Consider the following 1,458-nt stretch of genomic DNA (forward strand, 5'->3'; position numbering starts at 1 on the left):
AAAAGACGAAAGCGAGCATACGAGATGCCGGGGAGTCTGGGGGGATGGGCAATGTATAAGAGCGCCGGGGCCTCAACCGGGGCAGGAGCCGCGGGCGCCGGGGCCGGCCGGGTCGGCGCGACGACCACGTTCTGGTTCGGGCTGGGCCGGACGTTGGCCGTGGGCCGGATGGCGATCGCCAGCGAGACGACCAGCGCCACCACACCGATGACGAAGACGCCCGCCACGATGCTTCCCACCAGCCGGAACGAGCTTCGCTCGGGATAACCCGCGTCGACGAGTTCCGTGGCGCCGGTGTGCGCGCCGGTGTAGAGGTCGTCGACCTCGTCCGGCACGGCGCTGTAGGCGAGCGCGTCCCGGCCCAAGGTCCCCGGGGTGTCGAAATAGCCGGGCGCCACCGCGAACGGGTTGATCGCGCCGGTGCCAGGGTCCTGTGCGTAGGCCAGCGCCGCGGTGGACGACGAGAACAACGGGGCGTTCGCCGAGGCCAGCGCCGCCCCGCGGGCCAGCGCCGTCTCGGGTTCCTCGGGCGCCGACAACGGCAGCGAGGTCGCCGCCTCCAGCGCGGGCTTGATCAGCGGGATGTCGACGCCTGAGCCGACGACGAACACGCCGTCGGGCCGCGTCTCCAGCGTCTCGGCGTGCGACACCATGCTGGCCAGCTGGGCCACCGCGGCCTCGTCGTCGGCCGGCAGCGGCTGGCGCTGGACGTCGGCGATCGACCCGTCGGCGCTGTTGACCACCGCCAGGGTCGCGGTGTCGGGCTCGATGTAGAGCAGGGCCGTCTGCGCATAGTTGGTCTGGCTGCCCACGGCCTGCGCCAGCGCGGCCGCGGCCAGAAAGGCCGAGACCAACATCACGTTCTCTACCTTGTGGGCGGCCAGTGCGTCCCGTAGTGCGGCGGCCTCTATCGGGTCCGTGAATGTAACGCCGGTCGATGCCAGTTGGTAGCCGCCCTCGGCCGCGCCCTCTCGGGTGCCCAGGATCGCGGAGACGACCTGGTTGGCCGCGTTGAGCGTTGCCGCGTCGTCTTCGGGCGGAACGTCGAAATTGTCTTCGTCGACGGTGGCGCCTTCGCCATTCTGGCCTTCGACCAGCACCATTCGGACTGCCGTCGGCGCCATCGACACGCCAAGTACCGTGTCCAAAGCTCCTCCATCGTTCGATTGCTAGCGCTGATGATGAGAACGTGGCCGCCGCACCCCGCGAAAACGCCAGAGGTCACTGAGTCCCCACCCTATGTTCCCCTAGTGCCCCGATTTTACGCGCGTTCGGCGCCCAGCGCGTGGGCCGGGACGCGGCTAGGGGACGGGGATGCCGTGCCCACCCAGGTGTCGATGCAGCCAGTCGTCCCACTGATCGCTGTGGGAGGGGCCCGGCGCCGGTTGGGGCGAGACCGCCGGGGGCGAGACCGCCGGGGGCGGGGCGGCCGGCGCGGGTGCTGGCGGCGGGGGTGCC

Annotated in this window: 1 protein-coding gene; it reads right to left on the bottom strand. The window is 70.9% G+C overall.

Annotation, left to right across the window (positions count from 1 at the left end):
* A partial coding sequence (locus tag BRW65_RS30805) for a DUF7159 family protein (protein WP_432206476.1) occupies positions 1-1,148 on the bottom strand: 1,148 nt, incomplete at its 3' end.
* Positions 1,149-1,458 lie beyond the last annotated feature (310 nt).

The organism is Mycobacterium paraffinicum, assembly GCF_001907675.1.
In the GTDB taxonomy this organism is placed as follows: Bacteria; Actinomycetota; Actinomycetes; order Mycobacteriales; family Mycobacteriaceae; genus Mycobacterium; species Mycobacterium paraffinicum_A.